Below are 14,245 nucleotides of genomic sequence, written 5' to 3'. Positions count from 1 at the left end.
TGTAGAAGGAGGGAGCACTGTGACGGAGCGCATGGCCGCTTTGGCCGACGCGGCGATCCACGTGGTGGCCACCAAGGGCATGCGCGGGTTGACCCACCGCGCGGTGGACGCGCGGGCCGGCGTGCCCACCGGTTCCACCTCCGCCTACTTCCGCACCCGCAAGGCCTTGATCGAGGGCGTGGTGCAGCGGCTGGCCGACCTGGACAACGCCGAGGTCGAGGACGTGGACACGACCACGCCGCTCGACCTCGACCGGCTCGCCGAGGGCATCGCGCACGTGCTCGACCAGTGGATGACCACCGGCCGCGAGCGCACCCTGGCGCGGTACGCCTGCCTGTTGGAGGCCACCCACCACCCCGAGCTGCGCGGCATCCTGGCCCACGGTGAACGGCCCCGCGCCCGTGCCCGGGCGATGCTGGCGGCGGCCGGCGCGCCAGACCCGGAGCGGCAGGGCCGGGAGCTGGTGGCGTTCGTCGACGGCCTGGTGTTCGACCGGCTGGTCGGCGCGGGCGCGCTCGGCGCACCCACCCCCGGCACGCCGGAGAGCCGCGCCGAACTGGCCCGAGCGGTGCGCGCGGCGCTGCGCGCCGTGCTCGGACCGCAGTCGTAAATCGACTGGCGGCCGTCGCTATCGTGGTTCACATGTGGGCATTCCAGGTCTTCTACCTCTGAGTTCGGGTCAGCCGGCAACCCCCACGCGCCACGCGTGACGGGGTATTCGACCCAACCCACACGGAGATTTCCTTGTCGCACATCGCTTTCCTCAACATCCCGGGCCACGGCCACGTCAACCCGACGCTGCCCGTCGTCACCGAGCTGGTGAACCGGGGCCACCGGGTCAGCTACGCGGTCGACCCCGGTTTCGCCGACATCGTCGGGCAGGCGGGCGCCACGCCGGTCGTCCACCCGACCACCCTGCCCACCGACGACCGGGAGTGGCCGACCGGCATGGCGGCGGCCATGCACCTGTTCCTCGCCGAGGCCAAGGCCGTGCTGCCGGTGCTGGAGGCGGCGTTCGCGGACGACCGGCCGGACGTCGTCGTGTACGACATCGGCGCGTGGACCGCGCGCCTGCTCGCGGACCGCTGGGGCGTGCCGGCGATCCAGTTCTCGCCCACCTTCGTCGCGTACGAGGGCTGGGAGGACGACATGGGCGACCTGATCGACGACGAGGTGCGCGCGTTCTACGCCGAGCTGGACGAGTGGCTGGCGGCCGAGGGCGTGCCGATCCCGGCGCAGACGTACGTGAGCCACCCGGACCGCGCGGTGGTGAGCATCGCGCGGTCGTTCCAGCCGCGCAGCGAGTCCGTGCACCCGAAGTACACGTTCGTCGGGCCGTGCCTGGACGACCGCGCGTTCCAGGGCGGCTGGGAGCCGGCGGACGACCGGCCGGTGCTGCTGGTGTCGTTCGGCTCGGCCTACACCAACGAGCCGGGCATCTACCGCGAGTGCTTCGAGGCGTTCGGCGACCTCGACTGGCAGGTCGTGGTCAACATCGGCAAGGTGGTGGACCCGGCCGAGCTGGGCGAGCCGCCGGCGAACGTCGAGCTGCACCGGTGGGTGCCGCAGCTGGCGATCCTGGCCCACGCCAAGGTGTTCATCACGCACAGCGGCATGGGCGGCTCGATGGAGGGCCTGTACCACGGCGTGCCGATGATCGGCGTGCCCACGATCGGCGAGCAGGTCGTGAACGCGATGCGCCTGGTCGACCTCGGCGTCGGCAGGCACATCCCGAGGGACGAGGTCACCGCCGAGGGGCTGCGCTCCGCGGTGCTGGAACTGGCCGACGACCCGGACGTGGCCGAACGGCTCGCCGCGATCAAGGCGGAGATCCGGGCCGCCGGTGGCACGCCGGCGGCGGCCGACGTGATCGAGTCCGCGCTGAAGTGATCGACTCCGGGTGAGCGGGCAGGGGGCGGCGCTCTCGCGCGCCGCCCCCTGCTTCGTCTACGCGGATCTCTCCGAACTGCCCAGGCGGGGGAACGGGTCGGTCGAGAAGACGACCTCCACCGGCACCTCGAAGTACTGCGCGATGCGCAGCGCCAGGTACAGGCTCGGGCTGTACTCGCCCCGCTCCAGGTAGCCCACGGTCTGGTAGTGGATGCCCAACGCCTCGGACAGCTGGCGGCGGGACACACCCCGTTCCGCGCGCAGCATCGCGATCCGGTTGTAGACGCTTTCGCTCATCGCACCCTCTGCAGCGCCGCCTGTCGGCGTTGCTCCATATCCGATCCCGACTCACGGCGAGCCATCCGACGCAGGATCGTAGGCGCAATCAGGAAGCCGACCACCGTCCACACCCCCAGCACGCCGATCATCTCCGTGATCCGCCAGGAACCGCCGATCTCCGCGACCGCCGCCGCGTCGGGCAGCAGGGCCGCCCTGGCGCCGTGTCCCGCCCAGTACACCGGGAAGGCCTGGGCCACGCCCTGCATCCAGCCGGGCATCGCGGTGATCGGGTAGAAGATGCCCGAGATCGCCACGATGCCCATCATCGGCAGCATGGTGATACCCATCGCGCCGCCCGGGCTCTTGGTGACCGACCCGGCGACCGCGCCCCAGGGCAGCATCGACACCATGCCGAGCGCGAGCACGGCGAGCAGGCCGAGGAGACCGCCCACACCCGCGTCCGCCAGCAGGTTCACCAGGAACAGGCCCGGCACCAGCACGATCAGCAGACCGGTCAAGGAGTCCAGCGACGTCTGCACGGTCCGACCGACGAGGTAGCCGACCATCCCGTGGGGCACCGCCTTGGCGCGCAGCAGCGTGCCGTCCTCGCGGTTGGTCGCGAGCTGGCCCGCGGGCCCGACCAGGGCGCCGAACACCATCCCCATGCCGAGCAGGCCGGGCAGGGTGAGCGCGGCGAGCGAGACGCCGGAGCCCTCGATGGACGAGTCGCGCTGGAACCACAGCACCGTCAGCGCGGCGAGCCCGGTGAAGACGTTGTACCACTGGTCCGAGCTGCCCATGGAGTGGCGGAACTCCCGCACGCCGCGGTCCACGCCGAGCCGGATGGCCTGCGTCTTGGCGTTCACAGGACCGCCACCTCCTCCCTCCGCTGCCCGCTCTCGTGCTGCTGCACGAGTGCCATGTAGGTGTCCTCCAACGTGCTGCGCCGCACCTCCAGCTCGGAGATGCCGGTCTCGTGCTGGCGGAACAGGTCGCGCACGAACGCCGTCGCGTCGTCGGCCGTGTGCACGTGCCGCAGGCCGCCCTGCGTCCAGCGGATCTCGGACTTGCCCGCGACCTGGCGGCTGAGCTGGTCGGGGCTGCCGTCGGCGATGATCCGGCCGCCCGCGAGCACGAGGATGCGGTCGGCCAGCTTCTCCGCCTCGTCCAGGTCGTGCGTGGTCAGCAGGATCGTCATACCCTCCAGGTCGGACAGCCGGTGCACCAGGTCGTGGAAGTCCCGGCGCGCGTGCGGGTCGAACCCGGCGGTCGGCTCGTCCAGGAACAGCAGCTCCGGCTTGCCGACGATGCCGATCGCCACGTCCAGCCGCCGCCGCTGGCCGCCGGAGAGGCTGCTGATCTTCTTGTGCGCGTGCTCGGTCAGGCCGACCGTCTCGATCAGCTCGTCGGTGTCGAACGGCCGTGACTGGTGGGGCGTGCTGTAGGGCGTGTAGTAGCGGCCGAGGTGGTGCAACAGCTCGCGCACCCGCCACCTGCCGTGGTCGCGCCACGACTGCAGCACCACGCCGAGCTTCGCCCGCCAGGCCTCGTCGCCCGTGGCCGGGTCGACGCCCAGCACCCGGATGTGGCCGTCGGAGGGCAGCCGGAAGCCCTCCAGGATCTCGATCGTCGTCGTCTTGCCCGCGCCGTTGGGCCCCAGCAGCGCCACCACTTCACCGGGGCCCGCGGTGAAGTCGACCCCGTGCAGCACGTCCGTCGTGCCGTAGCGCATCCGCAGATCGCGCACCTCGATGACCAAGGACCCTCACCTCCCCCTCGTTGGAGTTCTCGGGCATTTTGTAGCACACGTGCTATCGGTCGTACTAGCACCGTTCTTTGATGGCATATTTACTTCACGGGTTCGTGAAACTTCTGTACGTTGCGAAGGAGGTCCCTTAACGCACTGGGAGGTGTGCGAGATGACCGACACGCTGTACACCGAGCTGCCCACGACGCGCAGCACGCCGTTCGACCCGCCCGCGGAGTTGGGGTTGCTCCGCGGCACGGCACCGATCAGCCGGATGAAGTTCCCCGACGGGCACCTGGGGTGGCTGGTGACCGGCTACGAGCTCGCCCGCGAGGTGCACGCGGACCGGCGGTTCAGCAGCCGTTCCGAGTTGCAGCACTCACCGCGGCTGGTCGCCGGTCAGCCGATGGCGCAACGGCCGCCCGCCAAGCCGGGCATGTTCATCGGGATGGACGCGCCGGACCACACGCGCTACCGGAAGCTGCTGACCGGGCAGTTCACCGTGCGGCGGATGAACCTGCTGATGCCGCGGATCGAGCGGATCGTGGCCGACCACCTGGCCGCCATGCGCGCCGCCGGACCGCCGGCGGACCTGGTGGCGGACTTCGCGCTGCCGGTGCCGTCGCTGGTGATCTGCGAACTGCTGGGCGTCCCCTACGAGGATCGGGAGTCGTTCCAGACGGACACCGCGAAGGCCTTGCGGCTGGACTCCTCGTTCGAGGAGATCATGGCGGCGTTCGAGCGGCTGGAGGACTTCGTGCTCCGGTTGACGCGGAGCAAGCGCGTGACACCGGGCGACGACATGCTGTCCGGGCTCGTCGCCACCGGTGAGCTGACCGACGAGGAAGTCGCCAACATGGGGCTGCTCCTCCTCATCGCGGGCCACGAGACCACGGCGAACATGCTCGGCCTCGGCACGTTGTCGCTGTTGCGGCGCCCGGACCAGCTGGCGGCGCTGCGGGCGGACCCGTCGTTGGCGGACAACGCGGTCGAGGAGCTGATGCGGTACCTGTCGATCCTCCAGTTCGGCACCCTCCGCACCGCGCTGGAGGACGTGGAGGTCGGCGGGCAGGTGATCCGGGCCGGCGAGTCGGTCTCGATCTCCGTGGCCGCCGCCAACCGCGACCCGGCGCGGTTCGAGCGGCCGGACGAGCTCGACATCCGCCGGTCCGCGGCGGGGCACCTCGGGTTCGGCCACGGCGTGCACCAGTGCCTCGGGCAGCAGCTGGCCCGGATCGAGATGCGGGTCGCGTACACCGCGTTGTTCCGCGAGTTCCCGAACCTGCGGCTGGCCGTTCCCGCGGAGGAGGTGCGGATGCGGGACGATATGGCGATCTACGGAGTACACGAGCTACCGGTGGAGTTCTGAGTGAAGATCGAAGTGGATCCGGACCTGTGCGCGGGGTCGGGCATGTGCGTGTTGACCGATCCGGTGCTGTTCGACCAGGACCAGGAGGACGGCACGGTCGTCCTGCTGCAGCCGACGCCCACCCCGGAGCAGGAGGCGCGGGCACGGGAGGCGGCGCACCTGTGCCCGGCCGGAGCCATCCGCGTGGTCGAGTGACGTGAGCTGCGGGGGCCGCCTCCGGGCGGTTCCCGCAGTCTTGTCGGCTCCGCGGCTTCGGCTTGACGGCTTCGGGGCGAGGGCGTTGGGCCGGGCCTGTGGCGAGGCCTGGGCGAGGCCGGGGCTACAACGAGAGATGGACGCGCAGGGCTTCGTCCAACTGCTTGAGCACCGCCGGCGGGACGCCGCCGATCCGGGAGCGGAGCCGGGCCGCGGCGACCGTGCGAACCTGCTCGGCCTGCGCCTTGGAGTCCGCGCCGAGCCCGCAGTCCTTGGCGTGCAGCAGCACCTGGAACGGGTACACCTTCGCGGTGTTGGAGGTGATGGGCACGACCGTCACCACACCCCGGCCGCCCCGTCCGGCGACCCGGTTCGCCGCGTCGTTGCTCACGACCACGGCCGGTCGGATCTTGTTCGCCTCGGCGCCCAGCGACGGCTCGAGGTCGACCCAGTAGATGTCACCGCGGCGCATCGCGCACACCGTCTGGTGCGGTCGCGTCCCACATGTCGGCGTCTCCCCCGGCTTCCCACTCTTCCCACGCGCTCGCGTAGGCGTTCTCCAGGCCCGCCTCACGCAACAGCGTGATCGCCTGGTGGATCACCGACGACCGTGACGCGCTGTGGTGTTGCCTAAGGTAGTGATCAACGAACTCTACGTCCTCCTCCGGGAGGCTCACACTGATTTTCATACCACCGATGCTACCTCTGGTGCCACCAGGCGGCTACCACACGGTGTCAAGCGATCATCCGCACGCCCTGGACGGAGCGCCCCGGCCGCCGGCGCGGCCGGGGTCTCCCCGCGTCCGCTAATCCGACTTCTCCGCTGTGCTCATCCGGCGCGCCCGGCGATGAGGGGGTTTCAAACCGAGCGGCACGCGCAGCACGGGCACGGCACGGGCGAGGTAGTACGCCGCCACGCCGGAGGCCACCGTGACGACCAGGATGATCCCCACCTCGGCCGCCACGGGCAGCTCCAGCGGTGCGAGCAGGTGACCGGCCAGCACGATCGCCGTCTGGTGCACGATGTAGAACGGGAACACCGCCTCGTTGAGGGTGCTGAGCAGCGGCGATCCACCGCGCACGTACCGTCGCGCGTAACCGAGCAGGGCGCAGATGACGGCCCAGGCGTAGGCCTCCCGCAGGAAGGCGCAGCCCGCGCCGGGCCAGCCAGGCATGTCGTCGACGCCCAGGCGCGCGAGCGTCAGACCGGCGGCGGCGAGCACGACGGCGGCGGCCAGCGTCCCGGCGCGCGCCTTCTCCAGCAGGTTCCAGGCGGCGTCCTGCCGCGCGAGCAGGAAGCCCAGCAGGAAGGCCGTCCCGTACTGCAGGTGGGCGTAGCCGTCGGCCCAGAACACGTGCGTCTCGCCCCACGCCTGGTACGCCGTGGCCCGGTACAGGCCGAAGAGCAGCACCGGGACCACGAACAGCCCCGCACCTGCCAGCACCCGACCGGCGAAGCGGTCGGCCGCGGGCAGCAACGGCACGGCCGCCAGCACGACCATCGTGTAGAACCAGAGGTAGGCGACGAACCACAGGTGGTTGTAGGTGGGCAGGACGAGCCCGAAGCTCTGGTCGAACATCAGGTAGCGGGGCCAGAAGTCCAGGAAGCTCCCGGTGTAGCCGGTCTTCGCCACCACCTCCGCCCAGCTCTGCGGCGGGACGACGAACCCGATCCCGAAGAGCAGCGGGATGAGCAGGCGCTGCGTGCGCCGGGCCGCCATGGGGCCGGCCGCGAGCTTGTCGGCCATGAACCGGGTGGCCACACCCGAGATCACGAACAGCAGGATGAGGCGCCAGGGGCTGAGCGCGTCCATCCAGGGTTCGACTGCCGGCGTGACGTGGGTGCTCTTCACGTGCCAGTCCACCGGCGCGTAGAACATGCCGAGGTGGAACACGATCAGCAGGAGGAAGGCGCCGATCCGCAGGACGTCGAGGTCGTGGCGGCGGGCAGACGGTGCGGTCATGCCCGGAAGTCTCCCGGTGGCCTGAGCCGATTTCGCCGGCCCCGGCGTGAGCCGCTACGGCACGGGCGCAGGCCGCCGAACGCCCGTCACCACCGCACCGCGCCCGCCCGCGCACCTGCTCCACGTCTGCCCGGCCACGCCTGCGACCTCCCCGCGCAGCGCCCTGACCAGCGGGTTGATCACTGCGAGAGGCGCAACTCCGCCGCTTGGTACGGGTAGAGCAGGCAACCTCGGCGACGTTTCGCGTCCAGCGTCCCGTAACCGTAGGACACCTGGGTGATCCCCTTGGCGGGAGCCATCGCGGCGGGTTGGTAGAACATGCACGAGAAGTAGCCGTAGTCGGCGTTCGGCTTCCCGTAGGCCGTGCCGGTCAGCATGACCGTCCACTCCGGACCGTCCTGGATGAACAGGCTGAAGCTGATCAGGTCGTCACCGTCGGACACGGTGAACACCGTGATGTCCTCCGGGACCACGTAGCGGCGGATCATGTCGAAGATCGCCGCCTGGTCCGCGCGGTTCACCGAGCCGTCGTACTTCTCGATCAGCCTGCACCGCAGGTCGAGCAGTTCGGGCTCGTCGGCCTCCAGGGCGCGCACGGCGGTCGTCAGGGAGCGCTCTTCCATCCGGTTGATCTCGCGCTTGACCTCGTCCCGGTACTTCTTCCGCAGCGACCGCAGGTAGCCGTCGAAGTCCGACCAGGTGACCGGCATGTCGCAGCGCTCGCCCATCGCGGCGGTCTTGAACCCCGCACCGGCCAGCGCGGCGACCAGCGGGTCGGCGGGCGGGGTCAGGTACAGCACCGCCACCGACCGCACGCCCTCGGCCTTCGCCCACTCCACGAGCGCGTCGGCGTACTCGGCCAGGCCGTCCGGGTCCGTCGCCTCGCTGCCCACCGGGAACGTCGCGTAGTACGGGTACATCAGCACCAGGCACGGGTAGACCTCGTCGGGATCCAGGTCCGAGGGCCACGGGTGCTCGTCCGCGGTGAACAGCCCGAGGTCGGCCGTGCGGCCGGTCAGGATGTGCCACGGGTCGCGCCGGGGCACGGCGGCGGGCGCGGGCAGCACCGCTCCGCCCATCGCCACCCGGCACGTGCCGTCGGGGCCGCGCAGGGCGAACGTCAGGTACCGCCCCGGGAACCAGGACTGGCCGAAGCCGATCCACCGTGCCCGGCCGGCAGCGGGCCAGGAGCCGGCGTGCTCGTCCCAGTCCTCCGGCACGCCGTCGGTGATCGTCAGCGCGCCCATCAGACGTCGACCACGTAGGCGCTCAGCTCCTGCGGCACGAGGCCGTAGCGCATCTTGAACTCCCCGTTCCGCCGGCCCGCCTCCAGCCGGGGCAGGCCCAGCTCGTAGCCCAGCCGCATGAACGAGCCCCACATCAGGTAGTACGGGCTGAACGGCAGCTTGCGCTCCCGGTCGTACCCCAGCGCCCACGCGTGCAGGCGCGTCTCGTCGGTGAACAGGATCGCGAAGCCCAGCAGGTGCTCGTCGAGGGTGATCTCGATGATCCGCGCGTTGGGGGTCTCGGCCAGGAACGCGGCCAGCTTCTCCGCGTCGTAGTAGCCCGCCGAACCGACCCGGACCATGGTGACCTCGAGCAGGTTCAGCTTCTCGACGTCCTCGTCCGGCAGCGCCATCCGGTGCACGATCTTGACGCCGGCCTCGGCCGCCCGCCGCCAGTGCCGCTGGTACTCGCGGCGGTCGTTCGGCTTGACCGTGGCGAGCACGCCTTCCTCGCTGCCGTGCTTGGCCAGGTCAAGCCAGTAGCGGGTGTCGAGGTGGACGCCCTCGACACCGGCCCCGGCCAGGGCGTCGGCGCTGGGCGAGCCGTCGGCCACGTTGATGAACCCGGTGCGCGGCAGGCCCAGTGAACGGGCCACCTCGCGCATCGCGGTCAGCAGCTCGCCGGCGATCTCCGGCGTCACGTCGGCGGCCACGACCCGGGTGTCGGAGCAGTGCCAGACGTTGCTCAGCAGGGCTCGTTCCCCCTCTTTGAGGCCGAGTGCGCCCAGGGGGTCGCCCTGCACGAAGCAGGGCGCGAACGCCACCACGTCGTCGTCTTCGTCGAGCAATTCCACGTAGTAGCAGCCGTGCACGGGCTGGATCGGGAAACGCTCGTAGGCGCGCATGAACTCCGACGAGTAGTTCGTGTTCGCACCGGCCGCGGCCACGACGCCCGGTGTGCCCGCGCTGAGGTCGTCGACGCTGCGCACCACCCGACTGCGGTATCGGCTAGTAGGTGCCGAAGTATTCACGGTGCTCCCATTCGGTGACCTGGTTCTCTTCTGTCGGCTGGACCTTAGCGAGCCACTCCGAATAGCGAGACTGCTCGCTGGCCTTGAGTTGCAGCAGGCATTCGTGCAGCCGGGGTCCGAACGTCGCGCGGTAGAAGGCGCTCTCGCCGAACGCGGCGATGGCCTCCTCCAGCGAACGGGGCAGGGGCGGCGATTCCCCGGCGTGCGAGTCCTCCGCGGCCGGGCCGGGGTCCAGCGCGCGGTCGACGCCGTCCACCCCGGCGGCCAACTGGCCCGCGAGGTACAGGTAGGGGTTGGCGGCCGGCTCGCCGATCCGGTTCTCGACGTGGCTGCCCGGCTCGCCGTGCGCGCCCAGCACCCGCAGGAATGCCCCCCGGTTCTCGACGCACCAGGCGATCCGGTCCGGGGACAGGCTGAACTCCGTCCTCATCCTGCGGTAGCCGTTGACCGTGGGCACGCCCAGCAACGACCCGGCGGCGGCGTGCTCGACGAGCCCGCCGAGGTAGGACATCCCCAGTTCCGACAGCGGCGCCCCACCCGCTTCCGCGGTGAAGAGGTTGGCGCCGGTGCCCACGTCGGCGAGTGACTGGTGCAGGTGCCAACCGCTGGGGTCGAACCCCGGCAGGCCGGGCAGCGCCATGAACGAGGCGTGGTACCCCGACCTGGCCAGGATTTGCTTGACGATGGTGCGCAGCAGCAGCATGGAGTCGGCGGCGCGCACGCCTTCCATGGGGTTGAAGGTGAACTCCAGCTGGCCGGGGCCCGACTCGTGCTCGATGCCGCGCACCGGCAGGCCGAGCGCCACCAGCGCGTCCAGCACCGGGTCGAGCACCGGCAGCAGCGCGTCGAGCAGGCTGTCCGAGTTGAACTGGTACCCGCCGTTGACCGGCTCGACGTCGGCCGGGTCGCCCTGCTTGCCGAAGCCGCCGACGCTGACCGGTCGCCCGCCGTCGCGGTAGCGGGTCAGGTACCACTCGACCTCCAGGCCGACCACGTACTCCATGCCCCGCTCGGCCAGCGCGGCGCACTGGCGGCGCAGGACCGCGCGGCCGGACAGCGGGTGCGGCGTCCCGTCGCGCAGGTACTCGTCGCCGATCACCCACCCGGTCGGGCGACCGGTGTGCGGCAGGACCAGGAAGGTGCGCGGGTCGGGCACGACGATGAAGTCACCCGCCCCGGTCAGCTCGCCGATCCCGATGCCGCCGCCGTCGGCGAAGAAGTCGATGGCCGTGGCGTGCCCGGTGTCGAACACGAACGGGCCGGGGCTGAAGTCCATGCCGTCGCGCAGAACCCCGGCGAACACCTCGGCGCGCAGCGTCTTCGACCTGGCGATGCCGTGCGGGTCGCCGAAGACCACTCGCACGTACTCCAGGTCGGCCAGCCGGGCGATCACGCCCTCGGCGGCATCGCGCTGCTCCTCGTCCCAGAGCCCGTGGCGGGCGACGAAGTCGGTGCTGCCCGTGGCAGATGTCGAATAGCGGGTCACGAATGGTCCTTTCCGGAGTATCCGGCTCGCCACGGTCGGCGTTGCTCGCACAGCCCGGCTGACCGCAGCACGAGCGCGTCCTCGTGGCGCCTGCCCACCAGCTGCAGTCCCACGGGGAGGCCCGCCGCGGTGAAACCCGCCGGCACCGACACCGCCGGCATCCCGGTCAGGTTGAACGGGTAGGCGCGTCGGCACCACGCCAGCCAGTCGAGGTCGTCGCCGTCGTCGGGCCGCCACGCGTCGACCGCGAACGGCTCGACGTCCACGGTCGGCATGACGAGGACGTCGAAGTCCCGCATCAGCGCGTCGACGGCCTGGACCAGCGCGGCTCTGGCGCCCAGCGCCTCGGCGAGGTCGGTCGCCCGCAGACCGCGGCCGTGCCGGACGACGGCGAGCCGGGCCGGGTCCGACCGCGCGTCGTCGGTCTCGGGCTGGGTGGCGTCGAACGAGGCCAGGATGGTCACCAGGTGCCGGTACGGGTCCTCGAACGGCACGGGCACCTCCGGCACCGCGCCGAACACCGCCGCGACCGCGTCGCGGGCGACCCGGTCGACCTCACCTCCGGCGTCGTCCCACCGCAGCCAGGCGATCCGGGGCGAGTCGGGCAGCGGGCGGGCGGTGGGCGGCGCGGCCGAGAACGGGTCCGCCGGGTCCGGCCCGGCGATCACCCGGGTCACCAGCTCCACCGTGGCCACGTCCCGGGCGAGGGGCCCGATGTGGGACAGCCCCTCGGGGCTGACGGGCACGTACGGCACGCGGCCGAAGGTCGGCTTGAAGCCCACCACGCCGCAGAACGCGGCGGGCACGCGGATCGACCCGGCGCCGTCGGTGCCCAGCGCGGCGACCCCGATCCCGGCGGCGACGGCCGCTGCCGCCCCACCGCTCGACCCGCCCGCGCTGCGCCGGGAGTCCCACGGGTTGGCGGCGGGCGGCCCGAGGGGGTTCACCGTCGCCGCGCTCCAGCCGAACTCCGACGTCGTGGTCTTCCCGATGATCACCGCGCCCGCCGCGCGCAGGCGGGCCACGGCGGGCGCGTCGTGGTCCGGGATCCACCGGTCGTGGCGGGCCGAGCCCCGGGTCGTGCGCACGCCCGCCGTGGGCGTCAGGTCCTTGACCGACAGCGGGACGCCCAACAGCGGCCACCTGTCCCCCGCGTCCGCTTCGCGCAGCCTGCGCTCGGCGAGTTCGGCCTGGGCCAGCGCCAACTCCCCCGACACGGTGACGAACGCGTGCAGGGTGGGCTCCCGCTCCGCGAGCAACGCCAACGTGGCACGGGTGTGCTCCACGGGCGACAGCTCGCCCGTGGAGTACCAGCGGCGCAGTTCAACCGCGGTGGCGTAGCGCAACGCGTCATCCATAGAAGCGCTGGTACCAATCCCGACCGAAGTCGGCCACCGTCGGCTCGTACTCCGACATCGCCTGGTAGAAGCCCTTGAGCAGGGCCGCCGCCGCGATGGACCCGCGCAGGTCCGCCACGGTGAGGGAGGGTGCGGAGGTGCGCATCAGCCGCAGGTCGTACAGGCCCGGCAGGTCGCGGCCGTCGTAGTCGATGCCGAACGGCACCCGGATCGCGTGCCGCACGCCGAACACCACGTGCCCGGTGTGGTGCTGGTCCGACCACTCGGTGACGTCGGGCATCGTCGGGGCGAAGAACCAGTCGGTGCGCCCCGGTTCCCGCTCGACGATGCCGAGGGTGTGCGGCAGGTAGTGCCAGGTGTTGAACCGCATCCGCGCGCTGTAGGCCGCGAGCGTCTTCGCCAACCCCGCCCGGTCGTCGCCGAACCGGTCCACGAACGCCTCGCGCGGGGTGACGCAGCAGTAGAAGTCGCCGGTGCCGAGCTTGAGCGGGTCGACGTCCCCGGGCTCCGACCGCAGCGCGTCGAACCGCTCCGGGCCGCGGCTCATCGTCACGTCGGCCGCGAAAGCCTCCGCGATGACGGTGAGCAGGCCGTGCAGCACGGACTCGAACGCGGTGGTGAACGGATCGGCGGCGGTGACACCCGCGATCCGCTTCGCCAGGTCCTTCCACAGGGGCGCCATGTCGGAGATTCGTTCCGGGAGCGGGGCGCCGACGAGGTCCTCGACGTGCGCGCCGACCGCCGCCGGCACGTCGGCGAGCAGGTCGGGGGTGGGCATGAGGTGCTCCACCTTCTGCATGTTCAGCCCGTTGATCACCCGGTACGGGGTCTGCCCTCCGGCCAGCGCCTCCGCCCGCAGGCGTGCGCACTCGCGGGCCAGGACGTCGAGGCCCGCCAGGTCCGACGTCGCCGTCCGGGGCCGCCGCCCGCCGTACGCCGCGAGCCGGTCGACCAGGAAGGCGTCCACGATGGACGGTGTCAGCTGGGCTCCGTTGAACTCCTCCGCGCGCACCGCCGGCCCGGACAGCAGGAGCGCGTTGAGGCAGACGATGAAGCACGCGTCCTGCGCCGACCACTCGGCGACGGGCGTCGCGCGCAGCCGGTTCAGCAGGGTTCGGGCGTCGGCCGCGCCCATCGACTTGCCCGGCAGGTTCCCGCCCTTGCCCAGGTTCGTGTACACCCGGTCGTCGACGTGCAGCAGGACCGGCGCCATGTGCACCACCGCGTACTCGATGCGGTCGATCCGCTCGTGCACCGCGTCGACCGGCTCACCGGCCAGCTCGGAGTGCAGGGCGGCCAGTTCCGCGGCGGTCGCGTCGGCCTCGGCGCGTCTTCGGGTCTTGGTCTCGACCTCGTGGTCGCCCTGCCAGCGCAGCGCGCCGAGGAGGTGGAGGTCCACCGGGTCGCCGGCGCCGTCGGTGCGGACCACCAGCCTGCCCGCGCCGGTCAGGTAGAGCCGGTCGCCGGTGTCCGAGCCGATCTCGACGGTGGCGGCGTCCGCCGTGATCCGGTCCACCACCACCCGGTCGGCCGAGGTGAGCGCCCGGCGGCCGGTCTCCTCGGACATGCGGCCGTCGAGGGTGATGGCGATGCGGAGGAGTTCTTCGAGGTCACCGGCTAATCGGGCGCGTTCGGCGACCGCGGCGACCAGGTCTACAAAGCCTTCGGTCTTCAAGGAGAGCATGGCGTCCCTTCGAAAA

At 71.5% G+C, this 14,245-nt stretch carries 15 protein-coding genes; 4 read left to right on the top strand and 11 right to left on the bottom strand.

The window, feature by feature from the left end; genetic code table 11:
- The first annotated feature begins 19 nt into the window (after window positions 1–19).
- Complete coding sequence (locus tag ACRAKI_RS07280) at window positions 20–610, top strand: TetR/AcrR family transcriptional regulator (protein WP_447006277.1); 591 nt, start codon at window positions 20–22, stop codon at window positions 608–610.
- A 128-nt stretch (window positions 611–738) separates the two neighbouring features.
- Window positions 739–1,890: a macrolide family glycosyltransferase gene (locus ACRAKI_RS07275; RefSeq protein WP_447008354.1), complete on the top strand. Its 1,152-nt coding sequence runs from the start codon at window positions 739–741 to the stop codon at window positions 1,888–1,890.
- Between the two features lie 57 nt (window positions 1,891–1,947).
- Here the strand turns inward: ACRAKI_RS07275 and ACRAKI_RS07270 are convergent, their stop codons facing one another.
- From ACRAKI_RS07270 to ACRAKI_RS07260, 3 genes are read right to left on the bottom strand one after another with little or no spacing between them, the layout of a single operon-like run.
- Window positions 1,948–2,187 (bottom strand): helix-turn-helix transcriptional regulator, encoded by a 240-nt coding sequence (locus ACRAKI_RS07270; protein WP_033437276.1) that lies wholly within the window; start codon window positions 2,185–2,187, stop codon window positions 1,948–1,950.
- Window positions 2,184–3,035 carry an ABC transporter permease gene (locus ACRAKI_RS07265; protein ID WP_447006276.1) on the bottom strand — a complete coding sequence of 284 codons (852 nt, stop codon included), beginning with the start codon at window positions 3,033–3,035 and terminating at the stop codon, window positions 2,184–2,186. The genes ACRAKI_RS07270 and ACRAKI_RS07265 overlap by 4 nt, the downstream gene beginning before the upstream one ends.
- On the bottom strand, window positions 3,032–3,901 hold the full coding sequence (locus ACRAKI_RS07260; RefSeq protein WP_447008353.1) for an ABC transporter ATP-binding protein: 870 nt from the start codon (window positions 3,899–3,901) through the stop codon (window positions 3,032–3,034). Before ACRAKI_RS07260 ends, ACRAKI_RS07265 begins: the two co-directional genes overlap by 4 nt.
- Before the next feature lie 187 nt (window positions 3,902–4,088).
- On the opposite strand from ACRAKI_RS07260, the gene ACRAKI_RS07255 reads away from it, so the two are divergent.
- Together ACRAKI_RS07255 and ACRAKI_RS07250 are read left to right on the top strand one after the other, a co-directional pair.
- Window positions 4,089–5,285, top strand: a complete 1,197-nt coding sequence (locus ACRAKI_RS07255; protein ID WP_447006275.1) for a cytochrome P450 — start codon at window positions 4,089–4,091, stop codon at window positions 5,283–5,285.
- Window positions 5,286–5,480, top strand: coding sequence for a ferredoxin (locus ACRAKI_RS07250; protein WP_447006274.1), 195 nt, complete (start codon window positions 5,286–5,288; stop codon window positions 5,478–5,480).
- A 124-nt stretch (window positions 5,481–5,604) separates the two neighbouring features.
- On the opposite strand, the gene ACRAKI_RS07245 is transcribed toward ACRAKI_RS07250, so the two are convergent.
- The 8 genes from ACRAKI_RS07245 to ACRAKI_RS07210 all read right to left on the bottom strand — a co-directional run bounded on the left by ACRAKI_RS07245 (window position 5,605) and on the right by ACRAKI_RS07210 (window position 14,229).
- Complete coding sequence (locus ACRAKI_RS07245; RefSeq protein ID WP_447006273.1) at window positions 5,605–5,952, bottom strand: type II toxin-antitoxin system PemK/MazF family toxin; 348 nt, start codon at window positions 5,950–5,952, stop codon at window positions 5,605–5,607.
- Entirely contained in the window at window positions 5,939–6,169 is a 231-nt protein-coding gene (locus tag ACRAKI_RS07240) for a ribbon-helix-helix domain-containing protein (RefSeq protein WP_447006272.1), read from the bottom strand. The genes ACRAKI_RS07245 and ACRAKI_RS07240 overlap by 14 nt, the downstream gene beginning before the upstream one ends.
- 117 nt (window positions 6,170–6,286) lie before the next feature.
- Window positions 6,287–7,444, bottom strand: a complete 1,158-nt coding sequence (locus tag ACRAKI_RS07235; protein WP_447006271.1) for an acyltransferase family protein — start codon at window positions 7,442–7,444, stop codon at window positions 6,287–6,289.
- 179 nt (window positions 7,445–7,623) lie between these two features.
- Window positions 7,624–8,691 (bottom strand): GNAT family N-acetyltransferase, encoded by a 1,068-nt coding sequence (locus ACRAKI_RS07230; protein WP_447006270.1) that lies wholly within the window; start codon window positions 8,689–8,691, stop codon window positions 7,624–7,626.
- Complete coding sequence (locus ACRAKI_RS07225) at window positions 8,691–9,662, bottom strand: GNAT family N-acetyltransferase (RefSeq protein WP_447006269.1); 972 nt, start codon at window positions 9,660–9,662, stop codon at window positions 8,691–8,693. Before ACRAKI_RS07225 ends, ACRAKI_RS07230 begins: the two co-directional genes overlap by 1 nt.
- 16 nt (window positions 9,663–9,678) lie before the next feature.
- Window positions 9,679–11,187, bottom strand: coding sequence for a glutamine synthetase family protein (locus tag ACRAKI_RS07220; protein ID WP_447006268.1), 1,509 nt, complete (start codon window positions 11,185–11,187; stop codon window positions 9,679–9,681).
- Entirely contained in the window at window positions 11,184–12,545 is a 1,362-nt protein-coding gene (locus ACRAKI_RS07215; protein ID WP_447006267.1) for an amidase, read from the bottom strand. Before ACRAKI_RS07215 ends, ACRAKI_RS07220 begins: the two co-directional genes overlap by 4 nt.
- Window positions 12,538–14,229 carry a hypothetical protein gene (locus ACRAKI_RS07210; RefSeq protein WP_447006266.1) on the bottom strand — a complete coding sequence of 564 codons (1,692 nt, stop codon included), beginning with the start codon at window positions 14,227–14,229 and terminating at the stop codon, window positions 12,538–12,540. The genes ACRAKI_RS07215 and ACRAKI_RS07210 overlap by 8 nt, the downstream gene beginning before the upstream one ends.
- Between the last annotated feature and the right edge of the window lie 16 nt (window positions 14,230–14,245).

This window comes from Saccharothrix isguenensis, assembly GCF_052936305.1.
This window is presented reverse-complemented; position numbering and strand designations above follow the sequence as displayed.